Source organism: Stappia sp. TSB10P1A, from assembly GCF_900185725.1.
GTDB lineage: Bacteria > Pseudomonadota > Alphaproteobacteria > Rhizobiales > Stappiaceae > Stappia.
In genome coordinates this window covers 149,267-172,250 of sequence record NZ_FYAU01000014.1, presented here as the reverse complement: position 1 = coordinate 172,250, position 22,984 = coordinate 149,267, and the positions used below count along the sequence as shown (strand labels likewise).

Here is a 22,984-nt window from a genome sequence, read left to right as displayed (position 1 = left end):
GAGGTCAGCCCTCCATGATGTCGCGCAGGAAGTCGATGAAGCGCGGATTGGTGCCATAGGCGACGTTGACGCGGATCGCCGCGCGGCCGCGCCCTGCCCGCTCAGCCGCCGTACGATCCGGCGTGAACACGCTGCCCGGTGCCAGGAAGATGCTGCGTTCCGCCGCCTTGCGGCACAGCTCCATCTCGTCGATGCCTTCGGGAAACTCCGCCCACAGGTAGAAGCCCGGCGTCACGCTGGCGCGCACCGTCAGCCCCAGCGCCTCCAGTTGCGCCAGCGAGGCCTTGTGCGCGTCCTCGACGCGCGCCCGCAGTCGCCGCAGATGGCGCAGATAGTGGCCGTCCTGGATCAGCTTGAAGACGAATCTCTCGACATAGTCGGCCGTCGCCACGCTCGTCAGCATCTTGAGATTGCCGAGCGAGGCGATGATCGACGGGTGCCCGGCGACGAAGCCGCAGCGCAGGCTCGCCGACAGGGTCTTGGAGAAGGTGCCGACATAGAGCACCCGGTTGAGCTGGTCGAGCGCGGCAAGGCGCGGCAGCGTCGCCGGCAGGATGTCGCCGAGCACGTCGTTCTCCACCAGAAGGAAACCCCAGCGCTCGGCGAGCCGCATCAGCCCGAAGGCCACCGCCGGCGACAGCGAGCCGCCGGTCGGATTGTGGGCGAGCGACTGGGTGAAGAAGATCTTCGGCCGGTGGATCGCAAGCTTGGCGGCAAGGTCTTCCAGATCCGGCCCATCCTGGGCGCGGCGGATGCCGACCATTCTCGCCTTGGCCAGCGTCAGCTTGCCGAACAGCGGATAGTAGCCGGGATCGTCGACAAACACCGTGTCGCCGGGCTCGATCAGGTGCCGGATGATCAGGTCGAAGCCGTGATTGACCCCATGGGTCAGCAGCAGCCCGTCCGGCTGCACCGCGATCGCCCGCTCCATCAGCAGCACCCGCAGCCGCTGGCGCAGCGGCGCATAGCCCCAGGAACTGCCATAGCCGAAATCGACGGAGGACGGGCCCGCCGTCTTGAACACCGAGAAGTAGCGCTTGAGCTCGGAGCCCTCCATCCAGAAGGGCGGTGGACGGCCGTCGCCGGGGCGCACCTCGTAATGCTGGTCGAGTTGTTCGCGCAGCAAGGAAACCACGTCGACGGCGGCCGCCACATGCGGCGCCGGCGGCACGGAACGGGGCGGCTGGAACTGGGCGACGTAGTATCCCGAGCCCGCGCGCGCTTCCAGCAACCCGCGCGCCACCAGCCGGTCATAGGCCTCGGCCATGGTGTTCTTGGAAACGCCGTGTTCGCGCGCCGCCTGGCGCACGGAGGGCAGCCGCTCGCCCGCCTTGTAGGCGCCGGCGGACAGCAACCCGCTGACATGGCTGACGATCGTATCCGCCCTGGAACGCCTTGGCATGCCTCGTTTCCCGCTCACTGTCCCAATGATGGAACTGGGACAGTCATCGCAAATTTGACAGGAACTGTCCCTTGATTGTCCCAGTCATTCTTAGGACAGTTCGCGGACATAACAAACCGACTATCCGGGAGGATGCACATGAAGGATGTTTCCAGACGCCGTTTTCTCGCCGCTTCCGCCATTGGCGGCGGTGTGCTTGCCATGCCCGCGGTCGCCCGCGCGCAGGAGGCCGTCGAGTGGCGCATGCAGGCGCTGTGGGACGGTGGCACGACGCCGTTCGAGTTCGAGAAGGCCTTCGTCGCCCGTGTCGCGGAACTGACCGACGGCAAGTTCGACATCAAGCTGTTCTCCGCCGGACAGCTCGTGCCGGCAGCGCAGGCCTTCGATGCCGTGCGCAGCGGCGCCTTCCAGATGATGAAGACCTTCGACGGCTATGAGGCGGGCAAGATCCCGGCCTTCGCCTTCACCTCGACGATTCCCTTCGGTTTCCCGGAAGCCGACCAGTACGAGGCGTGGTTCTACGAGCTCGGCGGCCTCGACATGGCGCGCGAGGCCTATGGCAAGGCCGGCCTCTCCTACATCGCCCCGACCGTCTACGGCGAGGAGCCGATGCACTCGACCGTCAAGATCGAGAGCATTGCCGAGATGGCCGGCAAGAAGGGCCGCTTCGTCGGCCTCGCTTCCGCGGTGATGGGCGATCTCGGTGTCGCGGTGACGCCGATGGCGACCGCCGACGTCTATTCCGGCCTGGAAAAGGGCCTGATCGACTTCGCCGACCGCGGCGACCTGACCGCCAATTTCGAGGCCGGTCTCGGCGAGGTGGCGAAGTTCATCATCCTGCCGGGCGTGCATCAGCCGACCACCGCCACCAGCTATGTCGCCAACACGGCCGCCTTTGAGGCCCTGCCGGCCTCCTTCAAGGCGGCGCTGGCGGTTGCCGCGCGCGAGATTTCCGGCTCGCTGCGCCAGCGCATCCTGGTGCAGGACACGCTCGTGCTCGACAAGTATCGCGCGCAGGGCGTCGAGGTGATCCATCTCGATCCGGCCGACATCGCCGAGGCGCGCGTCAAGGCGGTCGCCTCCTGGACCACGGCAACCAAGGGCGACGCGCTCGCCACCCGGATCGTCGAGAGCCAGACCGCGTTCATGCAGTCGCTCGGGCTTCTCTGAGCCCTTCCTCCCCGGCGGGCGGCGCGCTTGCGTCGCCCGCCGTTTTGCTGCGTCCTGCCTGACCCACAGCAGACGGTCACCGACAGCAGGCTTTCTTCATGACCCCAGTTTTCAATTTCGTCACCGGCCTCAACCGGATCCTCTTCGGCATTGCCGCCCTTGCGATCTTCGCCGTGGTGCCGATGCTGCTCTACGAGGTCGTCGCCCGCTATGCCTTCCAGGCGCCAACCGTCTGGGCGATGGAGGCGAGCACGCTCCTGTTCGGTCCGCATTTCATGCTGGCCGGCCCCTATCTGCTGCATCTGCGCGGGCATGTCGCTGTCGACATCTTTAGCGAACGCAGCTCGGGCCGCACGCGCAAGGCGCTGGAAATATTCAGCTTTCTGGTGATCGCGATCTTCGCTGCCGTGTTCGGCTGGGTGAGCTGGCCGCTCGCGGTCAATGCCTTCCAGTTCGGCGAGACCAGTTTCTCCGCCTGGAACCCGCCGATCTGGTGGGTCAAGTTCATCGTTCCCTTCGCCTTCCTGATGCTTTTCGCCCAGGCGCTCGTCGAAGCTGGCATGGCACTGCGCACGCCGCCAGCGGCCGCCGCCAAGGAGGCCCGCCCGTGAGTTCCGAACTCGTTCTCCTGGTGATGTTCAGCGGTCTTGTCGGCCTGCTGCTCACCGGCCTGCCCCTCGCCTTCGTTCTCGGCTCGCTGGCGCTGTTCTTCACCGTCGTCCTGTGGGGGCCGGCGGCGCTGACCGTCACCGTGCTGAACCTCTACGACACGATGCGCTCGGAATCGCTGCTGGCGATCCCGCTCTATGTGATGATGGCCAGCGTGCTGCAGCGCTCCGGCGTGATCGAAAGCCTTTACAACGCGATGGAGATCTGGTCGCGGCGCCTGCCGGGCGGCCTTGCCGTCGGCACCGTGGCGATCTGCACGATCATCGCCGCCATGACCGGCATCGTCGGCGCCGCCGTCGCGGCCATGGGCATGCTGGCGCTGCCATCGATGCTGAGGCGCGGCTACCAGCCGGAGCTGGCCATCGGCACGATCTGCGCCGGCGGCACGCTCGGCATTCTCATTCCGCCTTCGGTGATCACCATCGTCTACGCGGTGACGGCGCAGGCCTCCATCGGCCAGATGTTCATTGCCGGCGTGGTGCCGGGGCTGCTGCTGGCCTCGCTCTATATCGGCTATATCGTGCTGCGTTCGGCGCTGAACCCGTCGATCGCCCCGCGCCCGACGGACGACGACGAGATCACCTGGGCCATGCGGCTCGGCGCGCTGAAGTCGCTGATCCTGCCGATGCTGATCATCGTCGGCGTGCTCGGCACGATCTACATGGGCATCGCCACCCCGACCGAGGCGGCGGCCGTCGGCGTCGCGCTCGCCTTCGTCTCGGCGCTGATCGAGCGCCGCTTCAACGGCGAGCTGATCACCGGCGTCGCGCTCGACGTGGTCAAGGTGACGACGATGATCCTGTGGATCACCATCGGCGCGCGCGCCTTCGTGGCGATCTTCACCGGCACGGGCGGCGCCGACTTCCTGCTCGGCTTCATCCAGGACCTCGACACCAACCGCTGGCTGGTGCTGGCTGTGATGCTGGCGATCCTGTTCTTTCTGGGCATGTTCCTGGACGAGATCGGCATCATCCTGCTGTGCGTGCCGGTGTTCCTGCCCGTCATCGACTTCCTTGGCTTCGACCGGCTGTGGTTCGGCATCCTGTTCCTCGTCTCGGCGCAGATGGCCTATATCTCGCCGCCCTTCGGCTACACGCTTTTCTACATGAAGGGGGTGCTGCCCGCCGGCATCGGCATGGGCACGGTCTACCGCGCCATCATCCCTTTCATGCTTCTCCAGGCCCTCGGCATCCTGATCTGCGCCATGTTCCCCGAACTGGTGCTGTGGCTGCCGAAATCCATGATCCAGTAAGACTTTACCCAGGACAGGACTGACCATGAGCGACGCGCGATCTTCCCGTATCGAAGGTCTCCACAAGATGACGCCGGCCGAGCGCCTTCAGGCGGTGGCCGCCAAGGCCGGCCTTGGCAACGAGGCGATCGCCAATTTCGCGGCCGCCGCGGAAGGCCGGATCGAGCTGGCCGACCGGCTGGTCGAGAACGCGATTTCCAGCATCGCCATTCCGATCGGCGTCGCCACCAACATGATCGTCGACGGCCGCGAGGTCCTGGTGCCGATGGCGACGGAGGAGTCCTCCGTCATCGCCGCCGTCTGCAACGCGGCCAAGCGCTGCCGGCCGACGGGGGGCTTCTTCACCTCCTCGTCGGGGCCGGTGATGGCGGCACAGATCCAGTTGCTCGGCGCCAGCGATCCCGAGCAGGTGCGCCTCAAAGTCTATGAACGCATTGAGGAAATTCGTGCGATCTGCGACGAGACCGATCCGCTGCTGGTCAAGCTCGGCGGCGGTTTCCGCGACATCGAGGTGCGGGTGATCGAGACGGCCGAAGGGCCGATGACCATCGTCCACATCATCGTCGACACGCGCGACGCCATGGGCGCCAACGCGGTCAACAGCATGGCCGAGGCGCTGGCGCCGCGGCTGGTGGAATGGACCGGCGCCCGCAGCCTGCTGCGGATCCTGACGAACCTCGCCGACCGCCGCGTGGTGCGGGCCCGCGCGGTGTGGCCGCTGGCTGAGATCGGCGGCGAAGAGGTGCGCGACGACATGATCTCGGCCTATCATTTCGCCGATGCGGACCCCTATCGCGCCGCCACCCACAACAAGGGAATCATGAATGGTGTCAGTGCGGTAGTGCTGGCCACCGGCAACGATACCCGCGCCATCGAGGCCGGCGCCCACGCCTTCGCCGCGCGCAAGGGCCACTATGGCTCGATGTCGCGCTGGGAGGAGGACGCGGACGGCAATCTGGTCGGCATCCTGGAGATGCCGATGGCCGTCGGCCTGATCGGCGGCGCCACCAAGATCCACCCGACCGCGCAGGCCTGCCTCAAGCTGCTCGGCGTGGATAGCGCCGACCAACTGGCGCGGATCATCGTCGCCATCGGCCTTGCGCAGAACTTCGCGGCGATGCGGGCGCTGGCGACCACCGGCATCCAGAAGGGCCACATGGCGCTGCATGCCCAGAACGTCGCCCTGCTGGTCGGCGCGGTCGGGGATGAAATCGACCAGGTGGCGCGCGAACTCAAGGCGCGCGGCAAGGTTCGCCAGGATATCGCCGAGGAAATCCTCGCCGCCCTGCGCGCCGGAAAATAGGCCGGACCGGATGAGCGAGCGCGTCACCATCGTCGAAGTCGGCCCGCGCGACGGGCTGCAGGCGCGCAAGGAACCGATCGCGACGGCGGCGCGCATCGGCCTTGTCGAGCACCTGCGGCGGGCGGGGATAAGGCGGATCGAGGTCGGCTCGTTCGTCTCGCCAAAAGCCGTTCCGCGGATGGCCGATACCGCCGAGGTGATGGCCGCGACGGGCTCGCGCCAGCGGAACGGCGACATGGTGCTGGTCGCCAACGAGCGCGGCCTCGACCAGGCCATCGAACACGGCGCCCGCGCGGTCGCCGTGTTCACCGCCGCGAGCGATGCGTTCGCCGAAAAGAACATCGGTTGTACCGTCACCGAGTCGCTCGCCCGCTTCCGGCCACTCGTTGAAAAAGCGAAAGATTACAAGATCTTCGTGCGCGGCTACGTGTCGACGATCACCGATTGTCCCTATGCCGGGCGGGTCGCGCCGGCGGCGGTCGCGGAGGTGTCGCGGGCGCTGAAGGACATGGGCTGCGGCGAGATTTCGCTGGGCGAAACGCTCGGAAAAGCAACGCCGGCGCGCATCGCGGCGGTCGTCGAGGCGGTCGCCGAACACGTTCCGGTCGCAGAGCTTGCCGCGCATTTTCACGACACCTACGGAATGGGCATCGCCAATGTCGCCGAGGCGCTGCGGCTCGGAATTCGGACCGTCGATGCGGCGGCCGGCGGGCTCGGCGGCTGCCCCTTCGCGCCGGGCGCGGCCGGCAACGTCGCCACCGAGGACGTGCTCTATCTGCTTCTAGGTGATTGTTACGACTGCGAAATTTCGATGGAACCGCTGCTCGATGCGGTCGCCTTCATCGAGCGCGAGATGGGCATCCGCCCGACCAGCCGGGTCTACAAGGCGCTGCGCGGCGGCACCGGCTGAGGCGCAAAACCGGCGCGACGGCCGTCTCGAAAATTGAGACGGATTTTGCAAAATTCCGTCTCGAAATCGCTCGAAATTGAGAATCTCGTCTCGAAATCGGCAAAGGCGGCAAGCCTCGCGAAATCCGCCCGCAAGGCGCCGGAGCGGATCGGCCGCGCGTCGGCCGGGACGGCTCATATGACGTTACGTAACGTCTAATCAGGTCACGTCAGCGACAGGCGCTGCGCGAAGGCGCGCAGCCGCGCGACCGGATCGGAGCCCGGCCGGGTCGCGGCCGGATCGGTGCCGATCAGGGTCACGACCGCCTGCGCCTCGCCCTGCCAGTCGAGGATCGGCGCGGCAATGGCCACGAGACCGGGGATAAACCGGCCGTCGACGGTGGCATAACCGGCGGCGCGGGTCGCCTGGCGCAGATCGGCGACGCCGTCGGTTGTGGCGGTCAGGTCGGAGATGAGGTTCGGGTTGTGGCGCGCGTGCTGCAACTCGACCTCCAGCGCCTGCTGGATCGCGCCCTGCGGCGCCCAGGCGAGGAAGGCGCGACCGGTCGCCGAGTTGAGCAGCGGCAGCGTCGTGCCGAGCCCCATCGAGGTTATCACCGGCGAGGCCGTGCGCTCCCAGCGGATGACCGTGGCGCCCTGGTTGCCCCAGACCGACAGCAGGCCGGTGAGGCCGGTCTCGCCGCACAGGTCCGGCAGCTCCTCCGCCGTGCGGTTGACGAAGTCGTGCCGGGCCAGGGCGGCAAGGCCGAGACGCACGGCGCCGGCGCCGAGATCGTATTTGCCGGAGCGGCCGGCCTGCTCGACCAGCCCGGCATGCAGGAACGAGGCAAGGTAGCGATGCGCCTTGCTGAGCGGCATGCCGCAATCGCGGGCGATCTCCGACAGGGCCATGGGGCGGCTGTAGCCGGTCATCACCCGGAGCAGCCGCAGCGCCGCGTCGAGCGACTGTATGCCGCCGGAGGGCTCGCCCTCTTCCGTCTCATCCTGCCTGTTTTTCATGGTCTTCCAGCACATCGCGCAGCGCATCGAGTCGCGCCGCCATCATACCGTCCGGGCCTTGCGCGAACAGTCCCCTGGTCTCGTGGCCGAGCGCCACCAGCCGGTCCCCCGAGCCGATCCGATAGGCGAGCCGCACCGCCCGCTCCTTCCACTCCTCCACCGCCAGCTCGACCGTCAGCCGGTCGCCCTCGCGGATCGGCGCCAGGAAGCGGGCCGAAACCTCCATGACGCCGATGCCGCGCGCGCCGAGCCGCGCGCACAGGGCGGCATGACCGCCGAACTCCCAGAGCCAGTCGTGAAAGGTCCGGTCCAGCCAGCCGAGAATGTTCGGATAGAAGGCGATCCCCGCCGGATCGCAGTCGCCGAAGCTGGCGCGGGTCGAGAAACTGTGGGCTGGCCGGCTCATAATTCCACCATATGAAAGATGTTGCATATTGTGGAATTGTTTGTATCTTCCCCTCCCACGCTTGTCGAGAGGGAAAGGGAGGAGCATGCGCGGGCTTTCCAAGGTCGAGGTGCTGGGCGGCGGCCCGGCCGGGCTGTACACGGCGATCCTGTTTCGCCGCCTGCTGCCGCATGTGCGGGTGCGGGTCAGCGAACAGAACCCGGAAGGGGCGACATTCGGGTTCGGAGTGGTGTTTTCCGACCAGGCGCTGGACTTCCTGAAGGCGGACGATCCGGACATTCACGACCTGGTCACGCCGCATATGGAGCGGTGGCGCAACATGACGCTGAACCTGCCGGGCGGGCAGGTGCTGCTCGACGGGGTCGGCTTCTCGGCCATCGGCCGGCTGGAGCTGATCGAGATCCTGCGCCGGCATGCCGCCTCGCTCGGCGTCGAGATGCGCTACTCCCACCGCGTCGACGCGCTGGACGAGCTGGACGCGGACCTGATCGTCGGCGCGGACGGGCTGAACTCGCTGGTTCGCGCCAGCCTGGCCGACGCCTTCGAGCCGAGGCTCGAGCATTTCGACAATCACTTCGCCTGGTTCGGCACGCCGCGCCCCTTCGACACGCTGACGCAGAGCTTCGTGCGCAGCGCCAAGGGCTCGCTCAACGCCCATCACTACCGGTTCGCGCCCGACCGCAGCACCTTCATCGTCGAATGCGACGCGGCGACCTTCCGCGCCCATGGCTTCGCCGAGATGGACGAGGAGGAGAGCGCCCGGGTCTGCGGCGAGATCTTCGCCGAGGTGCTGGAGGGCGCGCCGCTGATCACCAACCGCTCGATGTGGCGGCAGTTTCCCCGGCTGTGGTGCCGCAACTGGGTGGCCGGGCGCCACGTGCTGCTCGGCGACGCGGTCCACACGGCGCATTTCTCCATCGGCTCGGGCACCCGCCTTGCCATGGAGGACGCCATCGCCCTGGTGCGCGCGCTCGCAGCGCAGGACGATGTCGACGCGGCGCTGGCCGCCTATCAGCGCGACCGCCAGCCGATCGCCCGCAAGATCGTCGACGCCGCCAACACCTCGGCCGGCTGGTACGAGAGCTTCGCGGCGAAGATGGACCTGCCGCCGCTCGACTTCGCCTTCGACTACATGACCCGCTCGGGCCGGGTCGACATGGACCGGCTGCGCTCCATCGCCCCGCAATTCATGGCTCGCTACGAGGCCGCCAAGGCCAATGCGCCGGCGCCGGCCATCGTCGATCCGGTCGGCGACGACACGCCGGGAGCGGCCGAGATCGGTTTCGACAAGGCCAACCACGCCAATTGTTCGGCGATCCTGTGGGACAATCTCGCCCGCAACCCGGACAAGCCGGCGGTGACCGGCCCCGCCGGCACGCTGACCTATCGGGACCTGGTCGGCGAAGCGGCGCGCTGGGGCAATGCCTTCCTTGCCGCCGGGCTGCGGCGCGGCGAGCGCATCCCGTTCTTCCTGGACGACACGCCGGCCTACCCGGCCGCCTTCTTCGGCGCGGTGCGCGCCGGGCTGGTGCCGGTGCTGCTGAACATCCAGACGACGCCCGAGGTGCTGAACTTCTTCCTGAAGGACACCGGCGCACGGCTGGCGCTGTGCGAGGCGGCGCTTGCCGACCGGTTCGCCGGCGACACGCTGGCCGGCAGCGCGCTGGAGCGGGTGATCCTGGTCAACGGCCCGGCCTCAGGATCGGTCGCGGGATCGGCGCCAGAACCGGCCTCAGAACCGGCGGGCGGCGACCGGCAGATGGCGGCGGAGGCCTTCCTTGCCGGACAGGCCACGGAGCTTGCCTGCGCCGAGACCGGCCCGGACGACATGGCCTTCTGGATGTATTCGTCCGGCTCGACCGGCCGGCCGAAGGGCGTCGTGCATCTGCATCACGACATGGCCTATACGCAGGCCTCCTTCGGCAGCCATGTGCTGAAGCTGTCGCCGGACGACATCTGCTTCTCGGTGCCGAAGATCTATTTCGCCTATGGCTTCGGCAATGCCCTTACCTTTCCCTTCTCGGTCGGCGCGACGACGCTGCTGATGCCGGGCCAGCCGCGCCCGGACGACGTGCTGGCGCTGATCGAGAGATGGCGGCCGAGCGTGCTTTTCGGCCTGCCGACGCTCTACACCGCGCTGGCGCGGGCGCCGTCGCTGGCGGCGCGGGACCTGTCGTCGCTGCGCCAGTCGATGTCGGCGGCCGAGATCCTGTCGCAGGAGGTCTACGACGCCTGGAAGACACGCACCGGCCACGGCCCGACGGAGGGGCTCGGCTCCACCGAACTGCTGCACATCTACCTGTCCAACGCGCTGGACGACCACCGGATCGGCGCGGCCGGCCGGCGCGTGCCCGGCTACGAGATCCGGCTGGAGACGGCGGACGGACGGCCGGCGCAACCGGGCGAGGAAGGCGTGATGCTGGTGCGCGGCCATTCCTCCGCGCCCTGCTACTGGAACCGGCCCGACAAGACCCGCGACACGATGCGCGGCGGCTGGATCCATACCGGCGACCGCTTCGTCGAGCGGGACGGACATTATTACTTCCAGGGCCGCTCCGACGACCTGATCAAGGTGTCCGGCCAGTGGGTCTGGCCGCTGGAGGTGGAGCGCTGTCTCAACGAGCATCCGGACGTGCACGAATGCGCCGTGCTGGCGCACGAACTGCCCGACCGGCGGATGACGCTGCGGGCGATCGTCCGGCTGCGCGAGGGCTCGCGCCAGGGCGACGAGCAGAGCGAGCGGCTGCGCGACTACGTCAAGTCGCGGCTGCAGCCGTTCAAGTATCCGCGCCTCATCGACTACATCGACGAGCTTCCGAAAACCGGCACCGGAAAGATCGACCGCCAGGCGCTGCTGCAGCGGGCGTGACCGGGCCGGCACGCCGGGAGGACCGAGGCAGCCTCGCGCACCAGGGACGGAGCGGGCCGCCAAAGCCAAAACGACAGGTTTTTGAAGGGGAGGAAGACATGACACGCATTGGACAACGACTTGCGAACTGCGCCCTGGCCGCCGCCGTGCTGATCGGCGGCGCCGCAACCGCGCTGGCCCAGGTGGCCTCGATCTCGACGCCGCCGCAGGGCTCGGTATGGAACACCATGGCCTCGGTGATCGCCGGCCAGGCCCGCACCAGCGCCGGCATGCGCATGGTGGTGCAGCCCTATGGCGGCAATGCCCAGATGATGCAGTCGGTGAACGAGGGGCTGGCGGAATTCTCGCTCAACGACGTCAACGACGTGATCTCCGCCGTTGAGGGCAGCGGCGAATACACGGCGGCGATGCCGAACCTGCGGGTGGTGGCCCGCGTCAACCCGTTCCCGGTCGGCCTCTATGTCAAGGAAAGCTCCGGGCTGAAGGCGGTGGCCGAGCTGAAGGGGCGCAGCGTGCCCTCCGGCTGGGACGCCTTTCCGATCGCCCGCTCCCATATCTCGGCGATCCTGGCGGCCGGCGGGCTGACCTGGGACGACGTGCGGCAGGTGCCGGTGCCGGAGCTGATCCGCGGCTCCGACGACATGGCCTCGGGCCGGGTCGACAGCGCCTTCTTCGCCCTTGGCGGCCCGAAGGTGGCCGAGGTCGACGCCTCGGTCGGCGGGGTGCGCTTCCTGACCATCGAGGCCAATGACGACACGCTGGCCCGCATCCGCGCGGTGCGCCCGGCCTTCTACTTCTCGCAAGTGACCCCGGCGCCGCCCCGCGTCGGCGTGCACGAGCCGATGGCCTTCGTCACCTGGGACAACATCCTGGTCGCCGGCGCGCATGTCAGCGACGCGCAGGTCGAGGCGCTGCTCGGCGTGCTGTTCGACGAGGCCGAGGCGATCGGCACCGCCTATCCGCCGCTGCGGGCGCTGGACCTGGCGAGCGCCTACAAGGCCTATCCGGGGCTCGACTACCATCCGGGGGCGGTCGCCTTCTTCGCCAAGCGCGGCATCGCGCAGACGCCGGTCGAATGATCCTCAGGTCGTGGACGGGCGGGCGGCACTCCGCCGTCCGTCCGGCACGCGCGATCGAACCTCGTCAGGACAGACAATGGCACCCACCCAGACACCGGAAGGCGCCCATGGCAGCAACCATGGCGGCGACCATGGCCGCGACCATGGCGGCGGCGTCGCCGCGACGCGCCGGCTGCGCGCGGCGCTCGGCGGCACGCTGACGCTGCTTTCCCTTGCCCAGGCGGCCGATCTCGGCTCGCGGCTCGGCTACTCCTATTATACGGAGCAGTTCCTCGCCGCGGTCCTCGGACTGGCGCTGGCGCTGGTCTTTCTCGGCGATCCGACGGCGATCGGCCGCCACCACATGAGCCGGCTGCAGCGCCTCGCCGACCCGGTGCTCGGCCTCGCCGGACTGGGGCTGTCGCTCTATGTCGCGGCCGCCTATCCCTCGCTGGTCGGGCGGGCGATGATGCTGCCCTGGGACGCCCTGGTGGCCGGCATCGCGCTGTTCGCGCTGGTGCTGGAGGCGCTGCGCCGCTGCGTCGGCTGGGTGCTGGTGATCGTCGTGCTGACGATCTGCGGCTATGGCCTGATCGGCCATCTGGTGCCGGGCATCCTGCAGACGCGGGAAGTCGCGCCGGTGCGGCTCGCGGTCTATCTCGCCTTCGATCCCAACGGCCTGCTCGGCCTGACGCTCAACGTCGCGGCGACCGTGGTGATCGCCTTCGTGTTCTTCGGCCAGGTGCTGCTGCATTCGGGCGGCGCCGGCTTCTTCAACGACATCGCCATGGCGACCATGGGCCGCCGCCGGGGCGGCGCCGCCAAGATCTCCATCGTCGCCTCCGGCCTGTTCGGCTCGATCTCCGGCGTCGTCGTCTCCAACATCGTGGCGACCGGCGTCGTCACCATCCGCCTGATGATCAAGTCCGGCTTCCGCCGCACCACCGCCGCCGCCGTCGAGGCGGTCGCCTCCACCGGCGGCCAGATCGCCCCGCCGGTGATGGGCGCGGTCGCCTTCCTGATGGCCGACATCCTGCAGAAGCCCTATTCGGAGATCGTCGTCGCCGCCATCGTCCCGGCCCTGCTCTACTACGTGTCGCTGTTCGCGCAGGCCGACCTGCTGGCGGCCAAGCAGGACATCCGCCCGGTCGAGGGCGAGGAGATCCCGCGGGCGGCGCAGGTGCTGGCGCGCGGCTGGGTGTTCGCCCTTCCCTTCGCGGCGATCGTCGCGGCGCTGTTCTGGTTCAACCAGCGGGCCGAGACGGCGGCGCTGTGGGGGGCGCTGGCCGCCCTCGGCATCGGCCTGAGCTGCGGCTACGGCACGCTGCGCATGGGCCTGCGCAACCTGTGGGACTGCCTGGTCGAGACCGGCGTCGCGATCACCGACATCATCATGATCTCCGCCGCCGCCGGCTTCATCATCGGCGTGCTCAACGTCACCGGCCTCGGCTTCGCCGTGACCTATGCGCTGGTCGATCTCGGCCAGGGCAACCTGTTCCTGCTGCTGCTGATTTCCGCCGCCGTCTGCCTGGTGCTGGGCATGGGCATGCCGACGGTCGGGGTCTATCTGCTGCTCGCCGTTCTGGTCGCCCCGTCGCTGATCGAGTCCGGCGTCGAGCCGATCGCCGCGCATCTGTTCATCTTCTATCTCGGCATGATGTCGATGGTGACGCCGCCGGTGGGCATCGGCGCCTTCTTCGCCGCCTCCATCGCCAAGGCGCCGCCGATGGCGACCGCCATGGAGTCCATGCGCTTCGGCTGGACCGCCTATATCGTCCCGTTCCTGTTCGTGTTCTCGCCGGCCCTGCTGCTGATCGGCGACCCGCTCGACAGTCTGGTGGCGGTGGTCACCGCAGCGCTCGGCGTCTACGCGATCTCCGCCGCCTTTGTCGGCTGGCTGCACGGACCGGCCGGCCCGGCCCGCCGGCTCGCCACCGCCGCCGCCGGCCTCGCCCTGCTGCTGCCGCCGGGGATCGGCGGCGAGGCGACGCTGTGGATCAACGGCGCGGGCCTTGTCGCCCTCGCCCTGCTGTGGCGGGCCGGAAGCGCCCCGGCGCCGGCGACCGCCTCTCCCCTGACACGCGACTGAAGGAAGGACCGATCGATGTCGTATATTTTCCCGCCGCTCCCCGTGCCGACGGTGGCTGTCGCCGGCAGCGAGGCCCTGCTGCCGGTGCGCCGCATCTTCTGCGTCGGGCGCAACTATGCCGCCCATGCCCGGGAAATGGGCAAGGACCCGGAGCGCGAGCCGCCGTTCTTCTTCACCAAGCCGGCCGACGCGGTGGTGGCGAGCGGCGAGAGCGTCGCCTATCCGCCGGAGACCGAGAACTTCCACTACGAGGCCGAGCTGGTGGTGGCGATCGGCCGGGCGGGGCGCGACATCGCCCGCGACACCGCCCTGTCGCATGTGTTCGGCTACGCGGTCGGCAACGACCTGACCCGGCGCGACCTGCAGCTCGCCGCGCGCGACAAGGGCCGGCCCTGGGACTTCGGCAAGGCCTTCGACCGCTCGGCGGTGATCGGCCCGGTGCATCCGGCCGAGCGGATCGGCCATCCCGACAGGGGCTTCATCCGCCTTGCCGTCAATGGCGAGATCCGCCAGGACGCGGATCTCAGCGAGCTGATCTGGTCGGTGCCGGAGATCGTCTCGAGCCTGTCGCACTCGATCGCGCTGCGGCCGGGCGACCTGATCATGACCGGCACGCCGGCCGGCGTCGGCCCGCTCGCCCCCGGCGACACCTGCACCGTCGCCATCGAGGGGCTCGGCGAGATCGTCACCCCCATCGGCCCGCGCGAGTGATCCCATGACCCTGGTGCTGCACAATTTCTTCCGCTCCTCCACCTCGACGCGGCTGCGCGCCGCGCTGAAGCTGAAGGGGCTCGACTACGGCTATGTCTCCTACGCGCTGCGCAAGGGCGAGACGCGCGCACCGAAGTTCCTGGCGCTCAACCCGCAAGGGCTGGTTCCCGCGCTCGAGCGCGAGGACGGGCGGGTGCTGACCCAGTCGCTGGCGATCATCGAATGGCTGGAGGAGACCCGGCCGCAGCCGCCGCTGCTGCCGGCCGATCCGGACGGGCGGGCACGGGTGCGGGCGCTCGCCAACATGATCGCCTGCGAGGTCCACCCGCTCAACAACCTGCGGGTGCTCGGCTATCTGGCCGAGCAGTTCGGCGCCGACGAGGCGGCGCAGGCGCGCTGGTTCACCCATTGGGTCACGACCACCTTCGACGCGCTGGAGACGATGCTGGCGCGGGACGGCGAGACCGGCGCCTTCTGCCACGGCGACACGCCGGGCCTTGCCGACATCTGCCTCTACGCGCAGGTGTGGAACAACCGCCGCTTCCAGATCGACACTGACGCCTGGCCGACCATCGCCGCGATCTTCGGCCGGCTCGACGCCATCCCGGCCTTTGCCGAGGCGGCCCCGCCGCGGCAGCCGGACGCCGCCTGACCCGCCACCCGAGACGGAACGGAGAGTGCCATGAACGACGCCCTGACGCACGAGACGGTCGAGCACGCGATGCAGCCGCAGGACAGCCCCGAGCTGCGCGCGCTGTATCGCGGCTTCGCCGACAATCACCTGATCCCGCTCTGGACGCAGATCGGCGACCTGATGCCGGTCCACCCCAAGCCGCGCGCCCGCCCGCATGTGTGGAAATGGGCGGACCTGCTGCCGCTGGCCGAGGCCTCCGGCAAGCTGGTGCCGGTCGGGCGCGGCGGCGAGCGGCGGGCCATCGGCCTCGCCAATCCGGGGCTCGGCGGCCATGCCTATGTCAGCCCGACCCTGTGGGCGGCGATCCAGTATCTGGGCCCGCGCGAGACCGCGCCGGAGCACCGCCACTCGCAGAACGCCTTCCGCTTCGTCGTCGAGGGCGAGGGCGTGTGGACCGTCGTCAACGGCGATCCGGTGCGCATGAGCCGGGGCGACCTGCTGCTGACGCCGGGCTGGAACTTCCACGGCCACCACAACGACACCGACCGGCCGATGGCCTGGATCGACGGGCTCGACATCCCCTTCTCCCAGCACAACGATGTCGGCTTCTTCGAATTCGGCTCCGACCGGGTGACCGACTATGCGACGCCGCGCTTCTCGCGCGGCGAGCGGCTGTGGTGCCATCCGGGCCTGCGCCCGCTCTCCGGGTTGCAGGCGACCGTCAGCTCGCCGATCGGCGCCTATCGCTGGGAGTTCACCGACCGGGCCTTGAGCGAGCAGTTGCTGCTGGAGGAGGAGGGCCAGCCGGCGACGGCAGCGCCCGGCCACGCGGCGGTGCGCTACGTCAACCCGACGACCGGCGGCGACGTGATGCCGACGATCCGCTGCGAGTTCCACCGGCTGCGCGCCGGCTGCCAGACGCCGACGCGGCGCGAGGTCGGCTCCAGCGTGTTCCAGGTGTTCGACGGGCGCGGCGCGGTGGTCATGGACGGGCACGAGCACCGGCTGGAGACCGGCGACCTGTTCGTCATCCCGTCCTGGATCGCCTGGTCGCTGCAGGCCGAGACCCGGTTCGACCTGTTCCGCTTTTCCGATGCGCCGATCATGGAGCGGCTGCACTTCGCCCGCGCCCATGTGGAGGAGGCCGGGCAATGAACGATCCGCTGGAGGCGGCGCGCGCCGAACTGCGCCGCCGCCAGGGCGCCGGGGCGCGCTACGACGCGGCGACCGCCCCGGCCCGCACGCTGGCCTGGGCGCGGCAGGGCACCGCCTTCTTCGCCCGGCTGCTGAACGGGCTGGACGACGGCGATCTCGACGCGCCCTCCGCGATCCCCGGCGTGACGCGCCGGCAGCTCGTCGCCCATGTCGGCTATCATGCGCGGGCGCTCAGCGGGATCGCCGCCTGGGCGCGGGGCGGCGCGGCCGGGCCGATGCCGGGACGCGCGGCGGTGGACCCGGACGACGTCAGCCGCAAGGCAAGCCAGCCGGCGCGGGCGCTGCGGCACCTGTTCGCCCATTCCGCGATCCACCTGGATGTGGAATGGCGCGACCTGGAGGCGCCGCAGTGGGAGCGCGCGGTCGAGGATGCGGCCGGGCGGCGGATCGCGCTTGCCGAGACGCCGTGGCTGCGCGCCCGCGCGCTGTGGCGGCACGGGCTCGACCTTCGCGCCGGCGGCCGGCTCGCCGATGCACCGCCCGGCCTTGCCGAGGCGCTGGCGCGGGACAGGCCGGCGCCGAGCCCGGCACTGCTCGATCTGTAGCGTGTCCAAGTCCTCGGGCCGCGACCGGCAGCCACACGCAAAAGCCGCTTTCCTGACGAAATACACGCCAGGATAGATCCGAATTGAGCCCTGCGGATCATATCAACGCGGGGCCTCCCCCAATACTCTTGTCCTCGACGACAGACGTCGGCTGCGAGGAAAGAGACTATGTCATCCCTTGAAAGACCATATTCAGCCACTCCCGAAGATTTCGAGAGCGGATATGAGCTGATCTGCGTCCGGGAAGCCGGAAAAAAGGGCCGCGGCGTCTATGCGCGCAGGGCGGTCGACGCGGGGACCCTGCTGCAGCGCGCCCCCGGCATCTTCTTCGATGCCGATGAAAGCGCTGCGCTCAAGCCCACCGCCGTCTTCGATCATCTGCTCGCCAACCCGGCCGACTACGCGCCCGGCAATCCCGGCAACACCTATGCGCTGATCAATGGCGGCATGTCCTACTGCAACCACGCGGCCGACAACAACGCCGTGATCCAGTGGAGCTTCGAGGCCGACGGCCTCTGGCTGCAACTGCGCGCCCTCACCGCCATCGCCGCCGGGGCGGAAGTCACCATCCGCTACACCAATCTCGACGAGTACCCGGACGGCGACAGCTTCGCCTCCTGACCGCACCACATCGACGAAAGGACCCTTCCATGCTGAAAAAAGCCCGCAAGATCAAGCTGCAAGGCATTCACGACGAGGCCTTCTACAAGGAGCGCGTGTCCCGCTCCCTGTGCTTTCTCGGCCTCGACGAGGAGCAGCGCCAGCTTTCCCAGGACAAGCTCGCCAATGCGACGGTCGGCGTCGCCGGCTGCGGCGGCATCGGCTCCTATCTCGCCGTGCAACTGGCGCGCATGGGGGTGCGGCATCTCAAGCTCGCCGATCCGGACCATTTCGACGCCTCCAACATCAACCGCCAGCTCGGCGCCGGCAAGAACACGGTCGGCCGCAACAAGGCGATGGTGGTCGGCGAGATGGTGCACGAGATGACGCCCGACGTGACCGTCGAGATCTATCCGGACGGCATCCAGCGCCACACCGCCGAGGACTTCGTGGAGGGCTGCGACCTGCTGCTCGACATGACGGATTTCTACCTGATTTCCGAGCGCTACGCGCTGCACCGGGCCTATCGGGCGAGCCCGCGCGCCATCACCATGCTGTGCGCCTGCGTCTGGGGCTGGGCGTCGACCGTCTACAAGTTCGACAAGCACGGCATGACCTATGAGGAGCTGCTCGGCATTGCCGAAGACAAGACGCTCGACCGCGACGACGTCGAGCGGCTGATCAAGATGCAGGCCAACTACTTCCCCCGCTTCCCCGACCGCGACACCGTCTACGAATGGATGGACGATGTCGGCAACATCCCGATCCTCGGCGCGGTGCCGCCGATCGCCTGCGGCTATGTCGCCGCCCGCTCCGTGCTGGTCCTGTGCGGCCTGGAAAAGGCGCCCTATTGCGAGCCGCTGCCGCCGATCCCGGCCTATTACCTCGTCGACACGGCGACCTTCGATGCCGGCTTCTACGCCTTCGACGGCACCTGGGCCAACGACGGCGTGCACGAGGCCCATTTCAAGCCGGACTTCGACTGGCGCGCGGCAAGCTGAGCGCAGCCGCCCCGCCTCCCTTCAAGACATTCACAACTCCGGGAGCCCGCCATGCCGGCCGCAACCAAACCACGGCACCTGCTGTCCATCGACGATCTGGGCGGCGACGCGATCCGGGCGATCCTCGCGCGGTCGCGCGAGATCGCCGCGGGGGCGGCCGGCCGGGTTCCCGGAGCCCTTGCCGCCATGCTGTTCTTCTCGCCCTCGACACGCACGCAATACGGCTTCCAGTCGAGCGTGCTGCGGGCCGGCGGCGGGGTCATCACCGTCGAGCCGGAAAGCTCGCGGGCCGGCTCCAACTGGGGCGAGAGCCTTGCCGACACGGCGCGTGTCCTGTCCGGCTTCGCCGATCTCGCGGTGATCCGCCATCCGCAGGCCGACGCGGTCTACGACTTCGCCGCCGCCAGCACGATCCCGGTGATCAACGCCGGCAACGGCATGGGCCTGCGCGCCGAACATCCGACCCAGGCGCTGATCGACCTCTACACGATCGAGCAGGCGTTCGGACGGATCGACGGGCTGAAGATCCTGATCATCGGCGGCACGCATCTGCGCGCCTTCCGCTCGCAGATCCGGGCGCTGGCGCATTATCCGCAGGCCGAGATCTTCGTCCTGTGCCCGGACAAGTTCTGGATGGACCATGCCGATGCCGAACACTATCGCCGCGCCGGCATCCGCTTCACCCGCATCGCCCATCTCGACGACGTCAAGCGCAGCGTCGACGTGATCTATCACAACGGCATCACCGAGCGCCGCGGCGAACCGGTCGACAGCTATTTCGCGCTGACCGCCGCCCGGCTCGCCGACATCCGGCCGGAGGCGATCGTCCTGCATTCGCTGCCGCGGGTCGAGGACCTGGCGCATGACGTCGATGCCATGCCCCAGGCCCGATACTTCGAACAGGCCCATAACGGGGTGCCCGTGCGGATCGCCGTCATGGAGCACCTGCTCACGGCCAAGCGCGAATAGCCTCGACTTTTTCGCAATTCCGGACGGAAGACCGGTTCCCGCTTTTCCCGGAATTGCTCGGGCCGCTCCAGATTTCACCACCGCCACCGCCACCGCCCTCGCCCCGTCCGCCGGCCCGCCGGACCGGACACGGGAGAGCCTTGCCCAGAAGGACCGCACTCATGCCCCGCATCCCGACGACCCTCTGCCTCGCCGCCGCCGGCGCGCTTGGCCTTGCCTCCCCCGCCGCCGCCGATCAGGTGACCATCACCGGACTGAACTGGGACGCCGCCAAGGTGATCGCCGAGGTGCTGTCGCAGGTGATCGAGCAGGAGCTCGGCACGCCGGTGCGGATCCGCGAGGCCGACACCGATACCTCGCTCGCCTCGATGGATGCCGGCGACGGCGAGCACGACGTCTTCCCCGACATCTGGATGCCGAACCAGCAGAAGGCCTGGGAAATCCATGTCGAGCAGCGCGCCACCATCGGCCACAATGCCGGCTACGAGGCCGTGCAGGGCTTCTTCCTGCCGACGGCGACGGCGCAGGCGCTCGGCATCGCCAGCATCGAGGACCTGAAGTCGCCCGAGATCGCCCGGCGCTTCGACACCGACGGCAACGGCCTTGGCGAATACTGGGCCGGCGAGGAGAGCTGGGGCGCAACGCGGCTCAACCGCATCAAGATGAAGTCCTACGGCCTCGACAAGCTGTGGGAGCCGTGGATCGCCAGCAACGAGGAGTTCAAGGCGGCGCTGGAGAGCGCGCGGGCGGAAGACCGGCCGCTGCTGTTCTACCATTGGACCCCGGAATGGGTGTTCTCCGTGCATCCGCTGACCCAGGTGGCCGAGCCCGCCTACCGGCCCGGCTGCGACACGGTCTACTCGCCGAGCGAGCGCGAGGACTGGCTGGAGGCCTCCTCCTTTCCCTGCGCCTTCGAGACGAGCCGGGTCTATGTGTTCCATTCCCGCTCGCTGGAAACCCGGTTCCCGAAGGTCGCCGCCTTCCTGACGCGGGTGACCTTCGACCCGGCGGTGATCAACGGCTGGGTGACGGAAACCGGCGTCGCCGGCAAGTCGCCGGACGAGGTGGCGGGCGCGTGGCTGGCGGCCAATCGCGACACCGTCGCCGAATGGCTCGGCGCGGCGCAGGCGCAGTGAGGCCGGCATGAGCGATCCCTCCGACACCGCCCGGCAGATGCGCATCGGCATGATCCTGCTGGTGCTGTCCGCCGCCTGCTACAGCACCGCCGGCCTGTTCACCCGGCTGATCGACACCAGCGTCTGGACGATGCTGTGCCTGCGCGGCCTGGTCGCCGGCCTGTTCATCCTGGCGGTGATGCTGGCGCGCGAGGGGCGCGCCGGGCTGGCGCAGTTCTCCGTGTTCCGCAGCCTGCCCGGACTGGTGGCGATCGCCGCCAGCGTGCTGGCGATGATCTTCAACCTGAATGCCTATCTGAACACCTCGGTCGCCAATGTGGTGCTGATCTACGCGACCGCCCCCTTCGTCGCGGCCGCCTTCTCCTGGCTGCTGCTGCGCGAGCCGGCGGCCCCGGCGACGCTGTGGGCCAGCCTCGTCGCCCTTGCCGGCGTCGCCGTCATCGTCGGCGGATCGCTCGGCGGCGGCGGGCTCCTCGGCGACCTCTACGCGATGGCGATGACCGTGTTCATGGCGCTGATGATCGTCGCGGTGCGCTGGGGCAAGGCGCACTCCATGGTGGCGATGGCCTGCGCCTCGGCCTTCGCCTCGTTCCTGATCACCCTGCCCTTCGCCGAGTTCGGCCAGGTCGACGGCCGCGCCCTCGCCCTGCTCACGGCGTTCGGCATCGCCCAGCTCGGGCTCGGCATCCTGTTCCTGACGCTCGGCGCCCGGCATCTCAACTCGGGCCAGGCGGCCTTGATCAGCACGCTCGACGTGCCCCTCGCGCCGCTATGGGTGTGGATCGCCTTCGCCGACGTGCCGCCGCTCACGACCGCCCTCGGCGGCCTGGTGGTGATGGCCGCCGTCATTTTCTCGATCCTGCAGGGCCGGCGCGCACCGGCACCGGCCCCCGCACCGGAGGCAAGCTCATGAAGATCGACCGTATCGCGGTGTACCGTCTGCCCATCGACTTCGGCGAGACCCGCTACACGACCGGCGCCTCCGGCACGGCGCAGGCGAGCATCGACGGCACGATCCTGCGCCTCGACACCGACGAGGGGCTGGTCGGCTGGGGCGAGATCAGCCCCTGGGGCCGCAGCTATCTGCCCGAATTCGCCGAGGGCGCGCGCGCCGGCATCGACGTGCTCGCCCCGGCGCTGATCGGCGCCGATCCGACCGACATCGCGGCGCTGCACGCGGTGATGGACCGGCATCTCGACGGCCATGCCTATGTCAAGTCGGGCTTCGACATCGCCGCCCACGACCTCTTCGGCAAGAGCGCCGGGCTGCCGGTCTACCGGCTGCTCGGGGGACTGGGCAGCGACCGGATCCCGATGAACTGCGCCGTCTATCACGGCCCGTTCGAGGAGATGGCCGAGCGGATCGCCGCCTATCGGGAGCGCCCCGGCTACCGCATCTTCTCCACCAAGCCGGGCGGCGAGGCGGTCGCCGACATCGCGCTCTACGAACGCCTCGCCGGCATCCGCCGGTCGGACGAGATCTTCATCGCCGATGCCAACCGGCTGTGGACGCTGGCCGACGCGCTGCGCGTTGCCCGCGCGATCGAACCGCTCGGCTTCAACCTGGAGCAGCCCTGCGCCACCTACGAGGCCTGCCTCCGGGTCCGCCGCGCCACCGGGGCGACGATGACGCTGGACGAGAGCGTCACCGACGGCGACGTGCTGGCCCGCCTCGCCCGCGACAATGCCGCCGACATCGTCCATGTGAAGCTGTCCCGCATCGGCGGCCTTGCCGCCGCCCGGCGCTTCACCGCCTTTTGCGAGATCGCCGGCCTCTCGCTCAGTTGGGCGTCGTCGGGCGGCACGGAAATCGCCGACATGGCGGCGCTGCACGCCGCCGCCGCGACGCCGCGCGCGCATCTGTTCGGCCTGTGGAGCTGCCGCGAGTTCAACACCGAGAGCTATGCGCAGGGCGCGTTCGAGATCGTCGACGGCGTCACCGTGCCGGGCACCCGTGCGGGGCTCGGGATCGTTCCCGACGAGGCCGCGCTCGGCCAGCCGATCGCCCTGTTCCGATGACGGACCGCCGGATCGCCGCAGAGCCCGT

Annotated in this window: 21 protein-coding genes and 1 pseudogene; 19 read left to right on the top strand and 3 right to left on the bottom strand. The window is 69.0% G+C overall.

The annotated features are described in order from the left end of the window. Nucleotides 1-4: 4 nt before the first annotated feature. Nucleotides 5-1,402: a PLP-dependent aminotransferase family protein gene (locus tag TSB10P1A_RS04370; protein ID WP_186386673.1), complete on the bottom strand. Its 1,398-nt coding sequence runs from the start codon at nucleotides 1,400-1,402 to the stop codon at nucleotides 5-7. A gap of 138 nt (nucleotides 1,403-1,540) precedes the next feature. Between TSB10P1A_RS04370 and dctP the strand changes: the two genes are divergently transcribed. The 5 genes from dctP to TSB10P1A_RS04345 all read left to right on the top strand — a co-directional run bounded on the left by dctP (nucleotide 1,541) and on the right by TSB10P1A_RS04345 (nucleotide 6,706). Beyond that, a complete protein-coding gene (dctP, locus tag TSB10P1A_RS04365; RefSeq protein ID WP_186386672.1) occupies nucleotides 1,541-2,572 on the top strand; it encodes a TRAP transporter substrate-binding protein DctP in 1,032 nt (343 codons plus the stop codon). A 98-nt stretch (nucleotides 2,573-2,670) separates the two neighbouring features. After that, on the top strand, nucleotides 2,671-3,183 hold the full coding sequence (locus TSB10P1A_RS04360; RefSeq protein WP_186386671.1) for a TRAP transporter small permease subunit: 513 nt from the start codon (nucleotides 2,671-2,673) through the stop codon (nucleotides 3,181-3,183). Further along, nucleotides 3,180-4,493, top strand: coding sequence for a TRAP transporter large permease subunit (locus TSB10P1A_RS04355; protein WP_186386670.1), 1,314 nt, complete (start codon nucleotides 3,180-3,182; stop codon nucleotides 4,491-4,493). Before TSB10P1A_RS04360 ends, TSB10P1A_RS04355 begins: the two co-directional genes overlap by 4 nt. A 25-nt stretch (nucleotides 4,494-4,518) precedes the next feature. Further along, on the top strand, nucleotides 4,519-5,796 hold the full coding sequence (locus TSB10P1A_RS04350; protein WP_186386669.1) for a hydroxymethylglutaryl-CoA reductase, degradative: 1,278 nt from the start codon (nucleotides 4,519-4,521) through the stop codon (nucleotides 5,794-5,796). A 10-nt stretch (nucleotides 5,797-5,806) separates the two neighbouring features. Continuing rightward, on the top strand, nucleotides 5,807-6,706 hold the full coding sequence (locus TSB10P1A_RS04345; protein ID WP_186386668.1) for a hydroxymethylglutaryl-CoA lyase: 900 nt from the start codon (nucleotides 5,807-5,809) through the stop codon (nucleotides 6,704-6,706). Between the two features lie 203 nt (nucleotides 6,707-6,909). Here TSB10P1A_RS04345 and TSB10P1A_RS04340 read toward each other — a convergent pair whose 3' ends face one another. Next, entirely contained in the window at nucleotides 6,910-7,704 is a 795-nt protein-coding gene (locus TSB10P1A_RS04340) for an IclR family transcriptional regulator (RefSeq protein WP_186386667.1), read from the bottom strand. Further along, entirely contained in the window at nucleotides 7,685-8,110 is a 426-nt protein-coding gene (locus TSB10P1A_RS04335; RefSeq protein ID WP_186386666.1) for a thioesterase family protein, read from the bottom strand. Before TSB10P1A_RS04335 ends, TSB10P1A_RS04340 begins: the two co-directional genes overlap by 20 nt. Before the next feature lie 85 nt (nucleotides 8,111-8,195). Here TSB10P1A_RS04335 and TSB10P1A_RS23970 point away from each other — a divergent pair. From TSB10P1A_RS23970 to TSB10P1A_RS04270, 14 genes and pseudogenes are all read left to right on the top strand, one after another. Further along, nucleotides 8,196-9,152, top strand: a pseudogene (locus tag TSB10P1A_RS23970) (FAD-dependent monooxygenase); the annotation flags it as partial. A gap of 147 nt (nucleotides 9,153-9,299) precedes the next feature. Further along, on the top strand, nucleotides 9,300-10,979 hold the full coding sequence (locus TSB10P1A_RS23645) for a benzoate-CoA ligase family protein (protein ID WP_244292980.1): 1,680 nt from the start codon (nucleotides 9,300-9,302) through the stop codon (nucleotides 10,977-10,979). Nucleotides 10,980-11,077: 98 nt separating this feature from the next. Then, complete coding sequence (locus TSB10P1A_RS04325; RefSeq protein ID WP_186386664.1) at nucleotides 11,078-12,058, top strand: TAXI family TRAP transporter solute-binding subunit; 981 nt, start codon at nucleotides 11,078-11,080, stop codon at nucleotides 12,056-12,058. A gap of 76 nt (nucleotides 12,059-12,134) precedes the next feature. Continuing rightward, nucleotides 12,135-14,126 (top strand): TRAP transporter fused permease subunit, encoded by a 1,992-nt coding sequence (locus TSB10P1A_RS04320; RefSeq protein ID WP_186386663.1) that lies wholly within the window; start codon nucleotides 12,135-12,137, stop codon nucleotides 14,124-14,126. 15 nt (nucleotides 14,127-14,141) lie between these two features. Next, nucleotides 14,142-14,837 carry a fumarylacetoacetate hydrolase family protein gene (locus tag TSB10P1A_RS04315; protein ID WP_186386662.1) on the top strand — a complete coding sequence of 232 codons (696 nt, stop codon included), beginning with the start codon at nucleotides 14,142-14,144 and terminating at the stop codon, nucleotides 14,835-14,837. A 4-nt stretch (nucleotides 14,838-14,841) separates the two neighbouring features. Continuing rightward, entirely contained in the window at nucleotides 14,842-15,489 is a 648-nt protein-coding gene (maiA, locus tag TSB10P1A_RS04310) for a maleylacetoacetate isomerase (protein ID WP_186386661.1), read from the top strand. Nucleotides 15,490-15,519: 30 nt separating this feature from the next. After that, nucleotides 15,520-16,626: a cupin domain-containing protein gene (locus TSB10P1A_RS04305; RefSeq protein ID WP_186386660.1), complete on the top strand. Its 1,107-nt coding sequence runs from the start codon at nucleotides 15,520-15,522 to the stop codon at nucleotides 16,624-16,626. Further along, nucleotides 16,623-17,231, top strand: coding sequence for a maleylpyruvate isomerase N-terminal domain-containing protein (locus TSB10P1A_RS04300; protein WP_186386659.1), 609 nt, complete (start codon nucleotides 16,623-16,625; stop codon nucleotides 17,229-17,231). Before TSB10P1A_RS04305 ends, TSB10P1A_RS04300 begins: the two co-directional genes overlap by 4 nt. 168 nt (nucleotides 17,232-17,399) lie before the next feature. After that, nucleotides 17,400-17,852 (top strand): SET domain-containing protein-lysine N-methyltransferase, encoded by a 453-nt coding sequence (locus tag TSB10P1A_RS04295; protein WP_186386658.1) that lies wholly within the window; start codon nucleotides 17,400-17,402, stop codon nucleotides 17,850-17,852. A 29-nt stretch (nucleotides 17,853-17,881) separates the two neighbouring features. Then, a complete protein-coding gene (locus TSB10P1A_RS04290; protein ID WP_186386657.1) occupies nucleotides 17,882-18,832 on the top strand; it encodes a ThiF family adenylyltransferase in 951 nt (316 codons plus the stop codon). Between the two features lie 51 nt (nucleotides 18,833-18,883). After that, nucleotides 18,884-19,801, top strand: coding sequence for an aspartate carbamoyltransferase (locus TSB10P1A_RS04285; RefSeq protein ID WP_186386656.1), 918 nt, complete (start codon nucleotides 18,884-18,886; stop codon nucleotides 19,799-19,801). Between the two features lie 161 nt (nucleotides 19,802-19,962). Next, nucleotides 19,963-20,937: a glycine betaine ABC transporter substrate-binding protein gene (locus TSB10P1A_RS04280; RefSeq protein ID WP_186386655.1), complete on the top strand. Its 975-nt coding sequence runs from the start codon at nucleotides 19,963-19,965 to the stop codon at nucleotides 20,935-20,937. Between the two features lie 7 nt (nucleotides 20,938-20,944). Beyond that, the gene (locus TSB10P1A_RS04275) at nucleotides 20,945-21,850 is read left to right on the top strand and encodes a DMT family transporter (RefSeq protein WP_186386654.1); all 906 of its coding nucleotides are present in this window, start codon (nucleotides 20,945-20,947) and stop codon (nucleotides 21,848-21,850) included. Further along, nucleotides 21,847-22,956 carry a mandelate racemase/muconate lactonizing enzyme family protein gene (locus TSB10P1A_RS04270; protein ID WP_186386653.1) on the top strand — a complete coding sequence of 370 codons (1,110 nt, stop codon included), beginning with the start codon at nucleotides 21,847-21,849 and terminating at the stop codon, nucleotides 22,954-22,956. The genes TSB10P1A_RS04275 and TSB10P1A_RS04270 overlap by 4 nt, the downstream gene beginning before the upstream one ends. Nucleotides 22,957-22,984: the final 28 nt, after the last annotated feature.

What these genes read in the sequence shown, in the direction of transcription:
- TSB10P1A_RS04370 (WP_186386673.1), bottom strand. Translation starts at nt 1,402, where the DNA reads ATGCCAAGGCGTTCCAGGGCGGATACGATCGTCAGCCATGTCAGCGGG.
- dctP (WP_186386672.1), top strand. Translation starts at nt 1,541, where the DNA reads ATGAAGGATGTTTCCAGACGCCGTTTTCTCGCCGCTTCCGCCATTGGC.
- TSB10P1A_RS04360 (WP_186386671.1), top strand. Translation starts at nt 2,671, where the DNA reads ATGACCCCAGTTTTCAATTTCGTCACCGGCCTCAACCGGATCCTCTTC.
- TSB10P1A_RS04350 (WP_186386669.1), top strand. Translation starts at nt 4,519, where the DNA reads ATGAGCGACGCGCGATCTTCCCGTATCGAAGGTCTCCACAAGATGACG.
- TSB10P1A_RS04345 (WP_186386668.1), top strand. Translation starts at nt 5,807, where the DNA reads ATGAGCGAGCGCGTCACCATCGTCGAAGTCGGCCCGCGCGACGGGCTG.
- TSB10P1A_RS04340 (WP_186386667.1), bottom strand. Translation starts at nt 7,704, where the DNA reads ATGAAAAACAGGCAGGATGAGACGGAAGAGGGCGAGCCCTCCGGCGGC.
- TSB10P1A_RS04335 (WP_186386666.1), bottom strand. Translation starts at nt 8,110, where the DNA reads ATGAGCCGGCCAGCCCACAGTTTCTCGACCCGCGCCAGCTTCGGCGAC.
- TSB10P1A_RS23645 (WP_244292980.1), top strand. Translation starts at nt 9,300, where the DNA reads ATGGCTCGCTACGAGGCCGCCAAGGCCAATGCGCCGGCGCCGGCCATC.
- TSB10P1A_RS04325 (WP_186386664.1), top strand. Translation starts at nt 11,078, where the DNA reads ATGACACGCATTGGACAACGACTTGCGAACTGCGCCCTGGCCGCCGCC.
- TSB10P1A_RS04320 (WP_186386663.1), top strand. Translation starts at nt 12,135, where the DNA reads ATGGCACCCACCCAGACACCGGAAGGCGCCCATGGCAGCAACCATGGC.
- TSB10P1A_RS04315 (WP_186386662.1), top strand. Translation starts at nt 14,142, where the DNA reads ATGTCGTATATTTTCCCGCCGCTCCCCGTGCCGACGGTGGCTGTCGCC.
- maiA (WP_186386661.1), top strand. Translation starts at nt 14,842, where the DNA reads ATGACCCTGGTGCTGCACAATTTCTTCCGCTCCTCCACCTCGACGCGG.
- TSB10P1A_RS04305 (WP_186386660.1), top strand. Translation starts at nt 15,520, where the DNA reads ATGAACGACGCCCTGACGCACGAGACGGTCGAGCACGCGATGCAGCCG.
- TSB10P1A_RS04300 (WP_186386659.1), top strand. Translation starts at nt 16,623, where the DNA reads ATGAACGATCCGCTGGAGGCGGCGCGCGCCGAACTGCGCCGCCGCCAG.
- TSB10P1A_RS04295 (WP_186386658.1), top strand. Translation starts at nt 17,400, where the DNA reads ATGTCATCCCTTGAAAGACCATATTCAGCCACTCCCGAAGATTTCGAG.
- TSB10P1A_RS04290 (WP_186386657.1), top strand. Translation starts at nt 17,882, where the DNA reads ATGCTGAAAAAAGCCCGCAAGATCAAGCTGCAAGGCATTCACGACGAG.
- TSB10P1A_RS04285 (WP_186386656.1), top strand. Translation starts at nt 18,884, where the DNA reads ATGCCGGCCGCAACCAAACCACGGCACCTGCTGTCCATCGACGATCTG.
- TSB10P1A_RS04280 (WP_186386655.1), top strand. Translation starts at nt 19,963, where the DNA reads ATGCCCCGCATCCCGACGACCCTCTGCCTCGCCGCCGCCGGCGCGCTT.
- TSB10P1A_RS04275 (WP_186386654.1), top strand. Translation starts at nt 20,945, where the DNA reads ATGAGCGATCCCTCCGACACCGCCCGGCAGATGCGCATCGGCATGATC.
- TSB10P1A_RS04270 (WP_186386653.1), top strand. Translation starts at nt 21,847, where the DNA reads ATGAAGATCGACCGTATCGCGGTGTACCGTCTGCCCATCGACTTCGGC.